General features: G+C 70.1%; 12 protein-coding genes and 1 pseudogene. 5 read left to right on the top strand and 8 right to left on the bottom strand.

Annotated features, from left to right (window positions below; genetic code table 11):
• Positions 1–116: 116 nt before the first annotated feature.
• On the bottom strand, positions 117–1,130 hold the full coding sequence (locus tag ACSMXR_RS08930) for a LacI family DNA-binding transcriptional regulator (RefSeq protein ID WP_473171582.1): 1,014 nt from the start codon (positions 1,128–1,130) through the stop codon (positions 117–119).
• Between the two features lie 2,361 nt (positions 1,131–3,491).
• A complete protein-coding gene (locus tag ACSMXR_RS08925; protein WP_473171581.1) occupies positions 3,492–4,010 on the bottom strand; it encodes a hypothetical protein in 519 nt (172 codons plus the stop codon).
• A gap of 415 nt (positions 4,011–4,425) precedes the next feature.
• Here ACSMXR_RS08925 and ACSMXR_RS08920 point away from each other — a divergent pair, with 415 nt between their 5' ends.
• Entirely contained in the window at positions 4,426–4,557 is a 132-nt protein-coding gene (locus ACSMXR_RS08920) for a hypothetical protein (protein ID WP_364881818.1), read from the top strand.
• Positions 4,558–5,810: 1,253 nt separating this feature from the next.
• Complete coding sequence (locus ACSMXR_RS08915) at positions 5,811–6,188, top strand: hypothetical protein (RefSeq protein WP_364881815.1); 378 nt, start codon at positions 5,811–5,813, stop codon at positions 6,186–6,188.
• Between the two features lie 105 nt (positions 6,189–6,293).
• Here ACSMXR_RS08915 and ACSMXR_RS08910 read toward each other — a convergent pair.
• Positions 6,294–6,691, bottom strand: a pseudogene (locus ACSMXR_RS08910) (hypothetical protein).
• Positions 6,692–6,843: 152 nt separating this feature from the next.
• Here ACSMXR_RS08910 and ACSMXR_RS08905 point away from each other — a divergent pair.
• Positions 6,844–7,338, top strand: a complete 495-nt coding sequence (locus tag ACSMXR_RS08905) for a GNAT family N-acetyltransferase (protein WP_473171580.1) — start codon at positions 6,844–6,846, stop codon at positions 7,336–7,338.
• A 65-nt stretch (positions 7,339–7,403) separates the two neighbouring features.
• On the opposite strand, the gene ACSMXR_RS08900 is transcribed toward ACSMXR_RS08905, so the two are convergent.
• The 3 genes from ACSMXR_RS08900 to ACSMXR_RS08890 all read right to left on the bottom strand — a co-directional run bounded on the left by ACSMXR_RS08900 (position 7,404) and on the right by ACSMXR_RS08890 (position 10,573).
• A complete protein-coding gene (locus ACSMXR_RS08900) occupies positions 7,404–8,270 on the bottom strand; it encodes a glycosyltransferase family 2 protein (RefSeq protein ID WP_473172358.1) in 867 nt (288 codons plus the stop codon).
• Positions 8,271–8,393: 123 nt separating this feature from the next.
• A complete protein-coding gene (locus ACSMXR_RS08895; protein WP_473171579.1) occupies positions 8,394–9,113 on the bottom strand; it encodes a GNAT family N-acetyltransferase in 720 nt (239 codons plus the stop codon).
• Positions 9,114–9,184: 71 nt separating this feature from the next.
• The gene (locus tag ACSMXR_RS08890; protein ID WP_218527729.1) at positions 9,185–10,573 is read right to left on the bottom strand and encodes an MFS transporter; all 1,389 of its coding nucleotides are present in this window, start codon (positions 10,571–10,573) and stop codon (positions 9,185–9,187) included.
• A 262-nt stretch (positions 10,574–10,835) separates the two neighbouring features.
• Between ACSMXR_RS08890 and ACSMXR_RS08885 the strand changes: the two genes are divergently transcribed.
• Both ACSMXR_RS08885 and ACSMXR_RS08880 read left to right on the top strand, forming a co-directional pair.
• Positions 10,836–11,462: a TetR/AcrR family transcriptional regulator gene (locus tag ACSMXR_RS08885; RefSeq protein ID WP_218527730.1), complete on the top strand. Its 627-nt coding sequence runs from the start codon at positions 10,836–10,838 to the stop codon at positions 11,460–11,462.
• A gap of 114 nt (positions 11,463–11,576) precedes the next feature.
• Positions 11,577–12,638, top strand: a complete 1,062-nt coding sequence (locus tag ACSMXR_RS08880) for a hypothetical protein (protein WP_473171578.1) — start codon at positions 11,577–11,579, stop codon at positions 12,636–12,638.
• 84 nt (positions 12,639–12,722) lie between these two features.
• Here ACSMXR_RS08880 and ACSMXR_RS08875 read toward each other — a convergent pair whose 3' ends face one another.
• A complete protein-coding gene (locus ACSMXR_RS08875; RefSeq protein WP_473171577.1) occupies positions 12,723–13,577 on the bottom strand; it encodes a PhzF family phenazine biosynthesis protein in 855 nt (284 codons plus the stop codon).
• 98 nt (positions 13,578–13,675) lie between these two features.
• Positions 13,676–14,155, bottom strand: coding sequence for a lamin tail domain-containing protein (locus ACSMXR_RS08870; RefSeq protein ID WP_473171576.1), 480 nt, complete (start codon positions 14,153–14,155; stop codon positions 13,676–13,678).
• Positions 14,156–14,286: the final 131 nt, after the last annotated feature.

Raw genomic sequence — 14,286 nt, 5'->3', positions numbered from 1 at the left:
CGCATCATTTGGGCGACAAGGGATCGGACGTGCTGCATCAGGCTGGAAGCGCTCCCGGGGCTGATACCCGGCAGCCCGCTACCGGCACCGGCCGGTGGCGGCGGGGCCGGAGGCCGTCAGGTGCTGGAACGCTTCACCAGATGGGTGGGCAGGATCAGCGGGCCGGAGGTCCGGCCCGCGATGAGCCCGACGAGCATCCGGGCCATCTCGCGCCCGAGCCCCCGGATGGGCTGGTGGATCGTCGTGAGCGCGGGCTCCGTGACCTGTGCGACGGCGAGGTCGTCGAACCCCACCACGGCCACGTCCACGGGCACCGACCGGCCGGCTCCGCGCAGCGCGCGCAGCGCGCCCGCCGCCATGTTGTCGTTGGCCGCGAACACCCCGTCCAGATCCGGATGCGCTTCCAGCAGCCGGGTCATGGCGGCGGCTCCGGCGGCTTCGGAGAAGTCCCCCTCCTCGGGCGGGCGGGGCGTCAGACCGGCGAGCGTCATGGCTTCCCGGTAGCCGCGGTGCCGGGATCTGGCCACCTCGGTGTCCAGCGGCCCGCAGATCGTGACCACCCGGGTCCGCCCCCGTGCGAGCAGGTGATCGGTCGCCTCCCGCGCGCCGCCGACGTTGTCGATGTCCACGTACCAGCGCGGTTCGAAGTCCACCGGGCGCCCGCCGAAGACCACCGGCAGCGGGCTCTCCTCGACGATCCGGGCCAAGGGGTCGTCCTCGTGCGACGCCGTCAGCATCACCCCGTCGACGGCCCGGGAACGCACGAGCCGTGCCACCCGCTCCCGGCCGCGCGGGGTGGCGGCGACGCACAGCATCAGGTGGAGGTCGGCCTCCTCCAGGGCGCCGGCCACACCGGCGATGACCTGCCCGAAGAACGGGTCCGTCAGCACCTCGGGGTCGTCCCGCGAGATGACCAGCGCGGCCGCCCCCGCCTGCCGCGTGGCCAGGGCGCGCGCCTTCGGGTCGGGGACGTAGCCGAGTTTCCTGATCGCCCTTTCCACGGACTCACGCTTGGCCCGGCTGACATGGGGAGCGTGGTTGATCACCCGGGAAGCCACCGACCGCGACACTCCGGCCAGTGCGGCCACCTCGTCGAGCGTGGCGTGCCCACGCGGCAGCTCCTCAGCCATGGACACCGGCTTTCCCTCGCGACGGATGTGGAAGCCCTTCCATTGTGGCCTGCCCGAGGTCCTGGCGGTGTGGCTGAGTCCCATGATCCGGTCATCCGCGTGACGGACCGTGAGTCCGGCACCGGCCCGCACACGACGGGGTATGGCTGCGCTTGGCTACGGCCGAGGTCGGGGATCTGCGGCCCGACTCGTTGCGGCGGGGGACGGGGAGCCGGTTGCCGACCGAGGTGCGCGGGGCCGTGGACGAGCCGATCGGCCTGTACACGTTCCAGCGCAACTCTGCCGCACGCTGCTCCGAAGCTCGTGCCAGGCGTTGACGACCTCTGCGACCTTTAGCAGCAACTCGCGAAGCTGACCGAGGGCGAGGAGCACAACGCTGAAGCCGGCCAGGACGTAAAGGGTGATGTTGTCCCAGTTCACGTGGTTGCCTCGCAGGCAGATCCCAGGGTGTTCTGCGGGAGCACGCGGTTCAGCCAGCCGAGGTTTGAGCCAAGCCGTTCGAGCTGCCTTCTAGCGTCCTTTCCGTACGCGGCGGGGCCCATCGGAAACGGAACTGCAGTGCACATTCCGGCACGTCGTCATGAACAAGTTCGTACGTGCACTGCCGCATGTACCGCTCGTTGGTCAAGAGCGGGTCATCACACGTGCAGTGATGTTTGACGATGCGGAGAGGAAGTCCCCAAACAGGGGCGGAGAGTCTATTAAGCAGGGTGTCGTGGTCGAGAGGTACGTCACGGCGTGTGTCCAGTTCGAAGATCCAGTCACTGCCGGTCGTCCAAGATCGGGTCGAGTAGGCAGAACGGGACGTATGGAACAGGGCGACTCTGCGAAGCAACCCCGATCCCAAGCGCGCGATGACCTTTTCCGTTCCGCGGACTCGGGGATGTGACTGCACGTCATGCCATTCGTAGTCGGTGAGTTCGAGGGCGTTCCAGAGTGGTGCTGCGTGCTCCGTGGCCAGACCTCTTCGCCTTTCGTCGAGGTAGTCGCTCCATCGCGTACCGGTGATGCCGCGGAGGACGAGGCGAGTGTCAGTGTTCGCCAGGGTGAGGTGGAGCTCGCTTCCACGGATCGCGGAGATACGCAGCCCCAGGACACCACCGACCTGGCCGTCATCTGCTATATACGGCAAGAGGCGATCGCTGGCGTGCCAGGCCACGGGGTAGTTCTCTCCACGCGAAAGTTCTACGTGGCTGTCAAGACAGACCACGATGGGGCTACCCCGGTTCAGACGCACGCCAGAGATTCCGACCGGGTGAGCGGACCATGTTCCGCCGTCGCTCAGATTCGCCATGACCTGAGACTCAAGCAGTGCCTGTTCTCCCGTGACGTCTAGCAGTGGCGGTAGGTCGTGTGTGCCCTTGAGAGCTTCCAGGGCGAACTGATACGGCTCACCGGTGTAGGCGATACGAGTTCGAGTCAGGGTGGAGAGGCGTCCGCCAGCAGACATGGCACGATCCGTCCTCGAACGCTGCTGCCCCGAAGCGTCCGATAACTGATCGGCGCGCCAACAACGGCGCAATCAGACACACACGTCAAGTCCGGTGAAGCTAAGGCTTCTTGATCCCTTGGGCGACGCTGCACTGGGGCAGCTCAGCGTCGGGACGGGCCCCCTCTGCGGCCGTGGGGACAGTACCACTGGGCGCACTGTGTTTGCGAGATTCGTTGCAAGACGGGACCGTGGCCACGCCGGGGACCGGTCCTGAAGTGAAGCCATAGAGGCTTGGCATGCGGCTGTCGGAGGGGTGGGATATTTCATCGCCAGGCCCTATGAAGAGGTGGTGGTGAAGGTCTAAGAGATCTGACTGCTTTAGGGCTTCGACAGGTCATTCGTAGAGCCTGACAGTGCCTGTGCTGGTGCGGAGGCAGACCTGCTCCGGCGAGCTACCCACGTTGGGCTGGCAGGCGCTGGGCTGGACCGCCGAGTGCCTGATCGTCCCGGGCCCTGCAGCCAGCGAGACCTTGCTCCTCACTGACGAACAGGCCCTGTTCGTCCTTCAGCTCTACGCTCCCGACCCACCATTGAGGGCCCGGCGATTCTGGGCGCTCGCTGGTGACAGTTGGTCGCATCCGCCCTGTGGTGCTCTCCTGTCCGAAAGGCTGGGGCAAGTCGCCGCTGCTTGCCGCGCTCTGCCTCGCAGAGGCACTGGGCCGGTCGCTCCGGACGGCTGGGACGCGGAAGGTGAGCCGGCCAGTCGTGAGCGGACGTCGCTCGGCATCAGCACGGTCACCGTCGATGGGCAGGTGGACGACGCATGATCCCACCAACCTCCTCCACATCCGACGCTTCGAGGAGGACGTCCGCGAACTCCGCAATCGTCTCCCTGCACCGCCCCAGGACGATGATGCCGAGCACAGCGACTATATGGCCCCCGACATAACACTGGGCTGCGGAGCTTCGTTCAAGCCGGGGATATATCGTCGTGAGGCGCCGATGAACTCATAGATCACTGTGCGTGAGGCCGTACGTATCGGTTCCAGAGCCTCCCGGGACTGTGCATCGGGAATCCGGTCAATCGTCTTGAGGGCCTGCCTGCCCCGGGCTTCCAGCTCTGTGGAGTGTGTCAGGAGCTCGGCCCGGAACATCGTCTCCATCGCGGCGGTCCTCAACCGCTGTACCTCTCGGCGCATTTCATGCAGCGACTCCTCTTCCATGGAGCGCCCGTCGTGCTTGGCGAACCAGTAATCCATCTGTCCACGGCGGTAGTTCGCAAGGGCACCGCCGTATGAGCAGTAGGCGTCTATCCGTTCCTGCCGCAGTCGCTCACTGCGGGCGAAGTCCTCGGCGCGCTGCGCCGTTCGCCGCTGAAACAGATAGGTCAGCGATGAGCCGAGCAGCGTTCCGAGTACCGCTATGAGACCTGTGGCAACGACTTCCATACGGCCAGCGAAGCACGAGTGAGCGCCGTTTGCCTGGCCATTCCTCCAACATCAACTAGCAGATTGGCAGCGCTGCATGGCTGTCCCTGCGTCCGCGACCGCCCTGGCCAGGGCTCTCGAGGCGGAAGGCGTCACCGTCGTCGAGCGCGACGGGTGGCGCACTCGCAACCGCGGCCACAAGGGCTCGTGGGTCCGGTCAACGGTGCGGTGATCCACCGCACCGTCACGACCGGCACCATCGCGACCGTCCGTCTCTCCTCGCCGGCCTCGCAGACAACGACGGCATTCGCGCTGCCTTCACGGCCTTCGCCGAGCACGCCCACCCCGGAACGGTTCTTGTGATGTGCACTCCGCCGGCACCGATCGCGAGGGGATTCGAGGGGTGCAGGTGGAGACGCCCCGCGACAGGGCATACGTGACCATCATCTACATCTGGGACCTACGTGCGCAGATCAATACGATGCGCTGGCATTGGGCCTTCGGCGACGGCGTGCTCGGCGATCTTCTCTGGGCCCTTGAGAGACATGACCGCAGCGGCGTTCTGTAACGGCTTGATCGAGACGGCGCTCCGATGCGGAGTGCCCTGCGGTCGACATCTTCCCTCCGCTGACGGGTCGTTGTCGCTATTCCACTCGGCCTGTGAAGAGAAGGGGTTGGGGGCGGTGAGGGAGGCTGTGTGGTCGTCGCGCTGATGTCGACGGCGGACGGCATCGGCGGGACCACGATAGGCGGCACGCTCTTGCACGCGCCCGTCAGCGTATGCGATTCGGGCCGTCAACAGGGCGACGGGCGTCGGATGTTCGAGGTGAGCACGGCAGGATCCATAGAGTGCCGTCTTGCCATGTGAGGCTGGTGGCGAAACCCTTCGGGGTGTGGGCACTTGGCCAACCGGCATGCACTTCGAGCAGCGGCTGCCGATCCGGGGGCGACTGTCAGTGCCGTCGGCGAGACTGTCCAGTTGTGATGAAGGTGCTCCTGGGAATTATTTTGCTGCTTGTGCTCATATCTGCACTCTTGGCGGGATTGGTGTTGTGGTCGTACGTCCCGTTCAGGGATCGCGTGCGCATGAGTTTGAGAGCCATCAAGCGCCGAGTCGGGGGCGAAGTTGTGAGTCGTCGCCGCCGGTGGGCGCTGCGGAATTCGGAGCCTCTCTTGCAGGAATGCCGGGAGGTCTTTCCGCAGGTTGTGGCAGGCAGAGTCGTGTCTGGACAGGGCCTGACGCCTGAGTGGGTGGTGAGGTGGTGGTACGCCGCGCAGGTCAGAATCCCTGTGATGCTGATGGCCACGCTTGTGCTTGCCCTCTGCGTCTGGAACGCGAAGGCCCTCCTTACGTGGGACCCGCACCCGGCGGAACGGCGTCCTCCAGTTTCGGAGCCGTGGACGGTTCTTCAACATCACATGACGAACCTCTGGGATTTCGTTCAGTCCTGGAGCGGGCCTGGCGATGTCTTCAAGGCCCTGCGCTTCCTCATTGTGGCGCTCCTCGTAGCGGGCATCATCCCGTTGCTCATCCGATTCGTCAGAGTTGCCGCACAGCATCCGGATGAACGTGCGCGTCGAGCGCGGATGCGGCGACGCCAGACCTGGCGGGGCCCTTCTCGCGATGACTTCGAGCTCTGCTGGCCGGTTGTGGTCCTGGTTTTGACCGCTGTGGAGTGTGGGCGCGAGTACAAGAGACTGACCACCGATCGGGGTGGGGAAGATGTGCCCCGGGTCTCGTTGAGCGCTGTAGAGGGCGCCCTCCGGCGGAGTCCTCGCTTGCGCCGAGGCCGGGCACGAGCTCATCAGAATCGTGCCACGGTGGACCACATCGGCAGGGTGGTCGGGGCGTTGCGGGCGGCTGAGGCTCAGCAGGACTCGAACCCTAAGCAGGCGATGCAGGATCTGACCGTCATGTTGCTGACGATCGCGGAACGGTACGCCGAGGGGAAAGTCAGCCATCTGCTCGACGACGAGCAGATCGGAGACGCGCAGAGGGTTGTCCATCGTGAGTGGGTCCGCTTGCCGGTCCTGGCTGGTGTCGTCGTGTCGGCGATGGCCGGCGCGGCCTTCGCGGGCCTTCCGGACGCGGCTCTTACTGCTCTGCTGCCGTTGGTGGTGATCATCACGGGCGTCCTCGTATACCGGGACAAGGGCCCCAGTCTGGCGCAACTCCGGGACTTGGTCATCCCGCGGTGAGTGCTGATCACACCCCCTGTCGGGCCGTTTCCCCGCCGTGCGGCACGGCTCGTCCGCCGGCATGCCGGCAAGGGCCGCCGGCAAGGTGTCTCACCCGGCCGGAGGTTATTCCGTCGTCGGAGGCCCGGCCGGCCAGCGGTCCGTCAGTTCTTCCGCGTACACCTGCGAGAGCGGCTGCGGGCCCACGTACTGCTGGCAGTTTCACCGGCCAGCCCGTAGCGCAGCGGCTTCCTGTTCTCGTCCCAGGCGGTCGCCATCTCGACCTGCTCATGGCACCGGCCCTGCTTGTCGTACTTGGAGAGGCGGTGGGTGCGGTGGGTGCAGCCGCACACGGGCTCCGGCGGCCTGTTCGCGGCCTCGATCGCGAGCTGCCCCTGTGTCGTCGCCTTCAGCAGTTCCAGCTTCCGTTTGTGACGCTTGAGCAGGGCCTTGCGGAAGGTGTCCTGGGTCCAGGCGAAGCTGCCGACCCAGAAAAAGATGAGAATCCACCCGAACCAGCTCATCGCGCTTTTCCTCCCCCGGTGTCCCCACGCCCTCTCGCCGCACCGGTATTTCACCTGCGCGCCGACCCCTTGGCGTGGTCTGCTGCCCGCGGCCATGGTGCCCCGCCCGCACGGGCGGGGGTGTACCGGCCCTGAGACGGGGAGTGACGCGGGTGGCGGAGAGCGGGTATGTGGGCGGGGTCGCGTCGGCGGGCGAGGTACGGATTCGCCGGGCGACGGGCCGGGACGCGGAAGCCGTGACGGAGGTGTTTCTGGCCTCCCGTGCCGCCGCCATGCCCTGGCTGCCCCGGATCCACAGTGACGAGGACACCCGCGCGTGGATCACCCATGTCGTGCTGCCCACCAGCACCGCGGTGTGGGTGGCCGAGGAGGCGGGCGGCGAGGTGCTGGGGTTCGCCGTGCTGGCCGGGGGCGACGAGCTCGATCAGCTCTATCTGCGGCCCGACTCGTTGCGGCGCGGGATCGGGAGCCGGCTGCTGGCGGAGGTGCGCGGGGCGGTGGACGGGCCGATCGGCCTGTATGTGTTCCGGCGCAACGCCGCCGCCCGCGCTTTCTACGAGCGGCACGGGTTCACCGCCGTCGCGTTCGACGACGGCGGCCGTAACGAGGAGAACGAGCCCGATGTGTTCTACCGCTGGACGCCGTAGGCCCACCGGCCCACCGGCCCACCGGCCCACCGGCCCACCGGCCCACCGGCCCACCGGCCCGCGGGTCAGATGACCGGCGGGCGGCCCAGCCTCGTCATCTGCCACACCGTGGACCAGCGCATCGGGCGGCGCTCGCCGCACGGGGTGCGGACGCCCTCGGCGAAGCCGCCCGCCCAGGCGCGCAGGCCCTTCGGGTCGCGGGTGCGGGCCAGGGTGAGCAGGGTCCAGGTGCCGAGGTAGGCGGGGACCAGGGGGAGGGGCAGGTTGCGGCGGGCGAGCCAGACGCGGTTGCGGGCCGTCATCCGGTAGTAGACCGCGTGCCGGGCCGGGGACGTCTTCGGGTGCTGGAGCAGCAGCTCGGGCTCGTACAGCACCTTCCAGCCCGCGTCGAGCGCGCGCCAGGCGAGGTCGGTCTCCTCGTGGGTGAAGAAGAACTCCGCGGGCCACAGGCCGGTCTGCTCCAGCATCTTCATGGAGAACGCGTGGCCGCCACCGAGGAAGGCGGTGACCTCGCCGCCGCGCATCGGGTCGCCCGCCCGCAGCCGCGGCACATGGCGGCGCTGTGTCTCGCCGAGCTCGTCCGCGATCCGGAAGCCGACGATGCCGAGCCGGTCGTCGGCCGCGAAGTGGTCCCGTACCCGCCGGAAGACGTCCTTGTCGACCAGCAGTCCGTCGTCGTCCAGCTCGATCACCACGTCCACGTCGCCGATCTCGGCGAGCCTGCGCAGCCCCTCGTTCCGGCCGCCCGGGCAGCCGAGGTTCTCCGGCAGCTCGATGGTGGTCACCCCGCCGTCGAGGTCCTCCAGGCCGGGTGTGGAGGCGTAGTCCGGGAGGGCCGTGCCGTTGCCGATGATCACGAGCCGGGTGGGCCGGACGTCCTGCATGGCGACCGACGCCAGCAGCGCCTCGACCGCCTGCGGGCGGTCCCCCATGGTCACGATGGATACGCCGATGCGGGGTGCGGACGGTGCGGACAAGGTCGGTACTCCTGGGCTCGGCTGCCGGTCGTCGGCTGCTGGTCGGCAGCGGTGCCCGCGATCGTAACGCCTCGCTGTTCAGTTCGCGGTCGCCGCCCGGTCATCTGCGGGCCCGTCGGTGTTCAGCATCGCGTACACGGTCATGTCCCGTCGCTCGTCGCCCACCTGCTGCCAGCCGCGCAGCAGCCCCTCCCGCCGGAAGCCGACGTCCTCGGCGATCCGGGCGGAGGCGGTGTTCCACGGTTCGACGAAGAGCTGGAGGCGCGGGACGCCGAGATCGCGCAGGGCCCAGCCCGCGACCGTACGCAGTGCCGCGCGGGCGACGCCCTGGCCCCGGGCGGGGGCGGTGAGCCAGTAGCCGAGGGAGGCGCGGCCCTCCGGCAGATCGCGCAGCCACAGCCCGATCGCGCCGACCGGGCGCCGGTCCCGGGAGCGGACGATGGCGAACGGGTACCCGGTGCCGGTGGCCGCGCGCTCCCACTGTCTGCGGACGAACGCCTCGGCGGCCGCGTCCGAGTAGCGGTGCGGGATGGTGGTGATGAGCGGGATGTACGGGTCGAGGGAGGCCTCGCGGACCAGCGGGAGATCGCTCATCTCCCAGGGGCGCAGCACGAAGTCGGGGCCCGCGGACAGGCTCGGGACGGTCAGCGGGTCGGGGGCGGGGGTGGGCGCGGGGTCGGGACCGGGACCGGAGTCGGGGCCACGGGCGGGGCCAGAGTCGGGGCCGGGCGCGGGGCCAGAGTCGGGGCCGGGACCGGGGCCGGGGGCGGCGCCGGGCTCGGGCTCGGGGGCAGCCATGTCCGTATCCTCCCGCTGTCGATCCTGTTCCGCCCCCGGGGAGGCCGGCCCCGCTCACGTACCGGTACCGCTCACGCGTCCTTCGGCCCGCGGCCTTCGTCTGTCAGGAAGTACCCGGCGAGCAGGGCTCCGGCCAGGACCAGGGCGGAGTTCACGAGGATGGCGGTGGAGACGCCGGACAGGACCGCTTCCGGCCCGGTCGCCGTCCCCGTGCGGGCGGTGACGACCGCGCTCATCACCGGGATGCCGAGGGCGATGCCGACCTGCTGCGTCATCGTCGCCAGTCCGGTGGCCCGCCCCTGTTCCTCGTCCGGCAGGCCCGAGGTGGCCGTCACCATGAAGCCGACGATCATCAGCATGTTGCCCACGCCGCCGACGAAGGTGGCGGCCAGCAGCAGCCAGATCCAGGCACCGGAGGTGCCGAGGGCCACCAGGGCGAGGGTGGCCGCGGCCTGCACGGCGCCGCCCAGCACGATGGCGCGGCGGTTGCCGAAGCGGCCCACCGCCCGCCCGCCGAGCAGCCCGCCGACGACCGTGCCGATGCCCAGCACGCCGAACGCGAGGCCGGTGGCCAGCGCGGAGTAGCCGAGGACCTCCTGGAGGTACAGGGTGAGCAGGAACACCAGCGAGGTCTCGGTGGCGAAGGCGATCAGCCCGGCGGTGTTGCCCCAGACGACGCTCCGCCGCCCGAGGATGTGCGTCGGGACGAGCGGGGCCGCGGCCCGCTGCTCGATGCGGACGAAGGCGGCGAGGAGTACGGCTCCGGCGGCCAGGGCCGCCAGCGTGGCGGGGTCGGTCCAGCCGGTCTCGCCGGCCCGGGTGAGCCCGAGGACGAGCAGCAGCAGCCCGCCGGTGACGGTGACCGCGCCGGGCACGTCCAGCCGGGGACGCCGCTCCGGCCGCGAGTCGGTGATCACGGACGGCGCCAGGACCAGGACCAGGGCCGCTACCGGTACGTTGATGAAGAAGGCCCACCGCCAGGAGAGCAGGTCCGTCAGAAGCCCGCCGAGGATCGCTCCGGCGGTGAACCCGGCCGACATCAGGGCCCCGTTCAGCCCGAGCGCGCGTTCGCGCAGCGGTCCCTCCTTGAACGCGGTGGTCAGCAGCGCGAGTCCGGCGGGGGTGACGGCCGCGGTGGCCAGGCCCTGGAGCACGCGCGCGGTGAGAAGGACCTCGGGCGAGCCGGCGAGGCCGCCGAGGGCGGAGGAGAGGCCGAGGACGGCCATGCCGCCGATGAACAGGTTCTTGCGGCCCACGAGATCGGCGACGCGTCCGAAGAGCAGCGTGAATCCGGCCGCCGCGAGCGCGAAGGACGTGGCGATCCACTGGAGGTGGGCGAGCGAGAAGCCGAGTCCTTCCCCGACGACGGGCAGCGCTACGTTCAGGATCGAGAAGTCCACCGCGATCATGAACTGGGAGCCGAGCAGCAGCGCCAGTACGAGCTTCTGACGGCTGGTCATGCGAGGGCCGGCGGGCTCCGGACCGGTCGTCGCCGGCCCGGTGGGTACGGGAGCGGTGCCGGGGGCGGTGCTGGGAGTGGTGCCGGGGGCGGTACCGGGAGCGGTGCACGGTGTGGGCATGGCGGGGCGCCTTCCTGTCCCTGTTCCTGTTTCTGGTTTCTGGGCATTCCCGAGCGGGACGCGTTAATGGTTCTTCGGTTCCGTTAAGCTGGTGGCGTCACCGTAACAGGAGGGATGGCTTTAATGGAACTGGAGACCCGTTATGACGTCTGAAGGTCCCGCCGTCGACGGCGTGGAGCCCGGTACGGTGCGCCCCGGCGGCCGTACCGCCCGGGTCCGGGAGGCGGTGCTGCGGGCGGCAGGTGACGCGCTGGTCGAGCACGGCTTCGACGGGCTCGACCTGGCCGACGTCGCCCGGCGGGCCGAGGTCGGCAAGACGACCGTCTACCGGCGCTGGTCCGCCCCCGCCGGGCTGGTGGCCGATCTGCTCTCGGACATGGCGGAGCAGTCGCTGCCGCGCGCGGACACCGGTTCGCTGGCCGAGGACCTCCGGGCCAACGCCCGCCTCGTGGTCCGTACGCTCACCGACCCCCGGCAGGGCGCCCTCTTCGCGGCCGTGATCGCCGCCGCCACCTGCGACCCGCGCACCGCCGAGGCCCTGCACCGCTTCTACGCGGTGCGGATCGGGGAGTGGTCGGGGTGCGTCGAGGAGGCCGTCGGCCGCGGTGAACTGCCGGTGGGCACGGACCCGGGCGAGGTGATCGCGGCGGTCTCGGCGCCGCTGTACTACCGGCTGCTGGCCAGCGGCGCCCCGCTGGACGAGGCGGCGGCCGACCGGGCCGCCGACGCGGCGGTCGCCGCCGCGCGGGCCGGGGTCTTCGTCCGCTGAGGGGCCCGGGGAAACCTTTGGCGGCGGGCCCGGGGAAGCCGCTGCGGCGGGCCCGGGAAGTCCTGTTGGTGACCGGCTTCGTGGTGTCCGGCGGTACGTCGATAAAGTGCTGGAATGATATTCGGTAGATCCGGGTTCGGAGGTGCGGTCGCGGACTTCGAGGCCGCCACCGCCGCGCAGGACGCCAAACGGTCCGGCAAGGCGTTCCTCCGGCTGCAGGAGACCTACGGCCAGGCCAAGGAGTCGGAGGTGCTGGACGGCGGGCCGCGGCTCGCCGCCGTACTGGACCGGGTGCCGCCCGGCCCCCGTGCCGTCGTCGCCGTCCTCGTGGGGGCCTGTGTCGAGCGCGGTGCGGACGCCGAGCGCTGCGCGCCGGGCGTCCTCGCCGGGCTGCGGTCGGCGCTGGAGCAGGCCGCGGCGTTCGCCGACGCGTGGGCCGCGACCGGCGGCGGAGCGTTTCCCGTACCGCGCGACGGCGAGCCCGGCCAGGACGTCGTCGAGCGTGCGGGCCTCGACGCGGCGCTCGGCTGGTGGACGCTCCGCCAGTGGGAGATGGCGGCCGTCGCCCTGCTGAACCACCGGGGGGTGCGCGCCCGGGTCGCGTCCCGGCATGAGCTGCTGCGTCTGCTCGCCACCGTGGCGCAGGCGTCCGGCCAGGAGTTCAGGTCGCTCGCCCACGCCCTCCTGGTGCTGGACGACGAACCGCTGGTGGCCCTCCACCGGGCGAGCGGCACCGGGTACTTCCTGCGGATCTCCGGCATCGGCGACAACTTCCAGCTGCACACCCTGCTCGCCGACGCGCTGATAGGCGGCGGCCATGTCGAGGGCCACGCGCCGTCGCCGCAGGAGGCGGCCGTCTGCCGGGAGACCCCCGGGCAGGTGGAGACCGTGGGCTCCTTCGACCTGGCGGCCCCGGACGGCGCTCCGATCGCGAACGAGGACGCTCCGGCCGGCATCCCGGTCGTCGACGGCGTCCGGCTGCTGGTCCTGGACGAGCCGTCCGGCCGGCTGTCCTGGCCGGCGGGCCGCTTCTTCCCCGGGATGCGCGGAGACGCCGTCCTGGAGCGCGCCCTCGAACCGGAGGAGACGGAGCGCTGGTTCGCCCACGTCTCCCCGGCCGGGAGGCACGCCGGAGCCAAGGAGTCCGCCGGGGCTCAGGGGCTCGCCGGCCGCTGATCCGCGCCCTCCGTGCGGCGGGGCGCCGGCCGCTGAGCCACGCCCCCGGCCGCTGATCGCACTCCCCGTGCGCCGGGGCGCCGGTCAGCTGATCCGGGCGCCCGTTCCGCTGACCCGGACCCGGGCGTCGTCCGCGCGCAGTTCGACGGTGAGCGTGCCGGGGCGGCCCATGTCCGCCCCCTGGTGCAGCGTCAGTACCGCAGCCTCCGGTACGGCCCCGAGCTCGCGCGCGTACGCGCCGAAGGCGGCCGCCGCCGCGCCCGTCGCCGGGTCCTCCACGACCCCGCCCACCGGGAACGGATCGCGGACGTGGAAGAGCTCGGGCCCCTCGCGCCACACCAGTTGCAGGGTGGTCAGGTCCAGCCGGTGCATCAGCGCTTCGAGCCGCGCGAAGTCGTAGTCCAGGTCCGCCAGCCGCTCCCGGGTGGCGGCGGCCAGGACCAGGTGCCGGGCGCCCGCGTAGGAGATCCGGGGCGGCAGGGCCGGGTCGAGATCGGCGGCCGCCCAGTCCAGGGCCGCCAGCGCCTCCGCCAGGTCCGCCGCGTCGGCCTCCTCGACCCGCGGGGCCACGCTGGTCAGGGTGGCGCGGAACTCGCCGTTCTCGCGGACGACGGTGACCGGCACCGTCCCCGCGGCCGTGGCGAACTCCAGCTCGCCGGGACCGTCCCGCTCGGCCAGTGCGAGCGCCGTGGCGACCGTGGCGTGGCCGCAGAAGGGCACCTCGGCCTTCGGGCTGAAGTAGCGGATCGTGTACGCGCCCTCGCCGGTCCGCTCCGTCAGGAACGCCGACTCGCTGTAGCCCACCTCCGCCGCGACGGCGAGCATCCGCTCCTCGTCGAGACCGGAGGCGTCCAGGACGACACCGGCGGGGTTCCCGCCCGCCGGGTCGGCGGAGAAGGCGGTGTAACGCAGGACCTCGGGCCCGTGATCATGTGTCATGCACCACTCCAACCGCGCCGTCGCGCCCCTCATTCCCGGTACGGCGCGCGCACGGGCCGGTCGCGGCCCCCCGTTCCGCGACCGGCTCTTCTCGGGCGTCAGTGGCAGTTCTTGACGCCCTTGTTCGCCTTCGTGGACTTCTTCCAGGAGCAGGAGTCCTGGAGCTTCCCGTTCGGCTTGATCAGCCGGGCCTTGTCGCCGGTGTTGTTCCAGACGTACGAGCCCCGGTTCCAGTGCACGGTGCCCGAGACGTTCTTGCCCTTGCCGGTGCGGAGCTTGACCGTCTTGCCCGCGCCGATGCTGTAGCTGCCGAAGGTGTAGGTGTAGCCGGTGTTGTCCTTCACCTTGAAGCCCTTGAGCTGGATCTTCTTCTTGCTGTTGTTGTGGATGTTCACCCACTCGGCGTTCAGCGACTTCTTCGACCGGTCGTCCTTGCCGGGGCCGTCGTACTGAACCGTCCCGAAGTGCAGCCCGCCCTGGTGGGCGGCCGCCGTGGCCGGGGCCGCCGTGGCGAGGAGCGAGCCGGCCAGTGCGGTGGCGGCGGCCAGGGCGATCGGCGCAGCGGTGCGTATGCGCATGCGGTGTTCCTTCTGTGTCGTTCTGGTGAAGGCGTAACAGGATGCGATCATACGGACAGCACGCGCTTGCTCCCTCATAGTGAGAGAAATTGGCAAATCCGGTCAGTAGGTGGCCAGTTCGGGCTGTGTTC

The sequence above is a fragment of the Streptomyces sp. DSM 106670 genome, from assembly GCF_055792845.1.
This window is presented reverse-complemented; position numbering and strand designations above follow the sequence as displayed.

Excerpts from the sequence above, each read along its gene's own strand:
- ACSMXR_RS08880 (WP_473171578.1), top strand. The coding sequence starts at position 11,577 with ATGATATTCGGTAGATCCGGGTTCGGAGGTGCGGTCGCGGACTTCGAG.
- ACSMXR_RS08930 (WP_473171582.1), bottom strand. The coding sequence starts at position 1,130 with ATGGCTGAGGAGCTGCCGCGTGGGCACGCCACGCTCGACGAGGTGGCC.
- ACSMXR_RS08925 (WP_473171581.1), bottom strand. The coding sequence starts at position 4,010 with ATGGAAGTCGTTGCCACAGGTCTCATAGCGGTACTCGGAACGCTGCTC.
- ACSMXR_RS08890 (WP_218527729.1), bottom strand. The coding sequence starts at position 10,573 with ATGACCAGCCGTCAGAAGCTCGTACTGGCGCTGCTGCTCGGCTCCCAG.
- ACSMXR_RS08900 (WP_473172358.1), bottom strand. The coding sequence starts at position 8,270 with ATGGGGGACCGCCCGCAGGCGGTCGAGGCGCTGCTGGCGTCGGTCGCC.
- ACSMXR_RS08875 (WP_473171577.1), bottom strand. The coding sequence starts at position 13,577 with ATGACACATGATCACGGGCCCGAGGTCCTGCGTTACACCGCCTTCTCC.
- ACSMXR_RS08885 (WP_218527730.1), top strand. The coding sequence starts at position 10,836 with ATGACGTCTGAAGGTCCCGCCGTCGACGGCGTGGAGCCCGGTACGGTG.
- ACSMXR_RS08895 (WP_473171579.1), bottom strand. The coding sequence starts at position 9,113 with ATGGCTGCCCCCGAGCCCGAGCCCGGCGCCGCCCCCGGCCCCGGTCCC.
- ACSMXR_RS08870 (WP_473171576.1), bottom strand. The coding sequence starts at position 14,155 with ATGCGCATACGCACCGCTGCGCCGATCGCCCTGGCCGCCGCCACCGCA.